Source organism: Cobetia sp. SIMBA_158 (assembly GCF_046566945.1).
Taxonomy (GTDB): Bacteria; Pseudomonadota; Gammaproteobacteria; order Pseudomonadales; family Halomonadaceae; genus Cobetia; species Cobetia amphilecti.
This window is the reverse complement of record NZ_JAWJYL010000894.1, coordinates 1-245: the sequence shown is the minus strand read 5'-3', so window position 1 is coordinate 245 and position 245 is coordinate 1. Positions and strand designations below refer to the sequence as shown.

The 245-nt window shown below is 39.6% G+C and carries 1 protein-coding gene; it reads left to right on the top strand.

Features of this window, described 5'->3' with window-relative positions:
- On the top strand, positions 1–245 hold a 245-nt coding region (locus R2R70_RS22400), incomplete at both ends, for a hypothetical protein (protein WP_410979257.1).

Below are 245 nucleotides of genomic sequence, written 5' to 3'. Positions count from 1 at the left end.
CCCATTAATAGCTGCCATGTTTGACGAAAAAGAACTGGTGTCACTTAAAAATCCAAAGGCTTCGTCGGGTGATAGCAAGTATCATATTGCTATTCCATTGATTGATGTGAACGACACAATTTATGGGGCTATCTTAGTTGAAAAAGTGAAGTTTTTTGCTCTCAAAGAAAACACCCTTACTTTACTTGCCGTTATGGCCGGACATCTTGGTGACCTACTGCGTCACGAAATCACTAATCCAATAA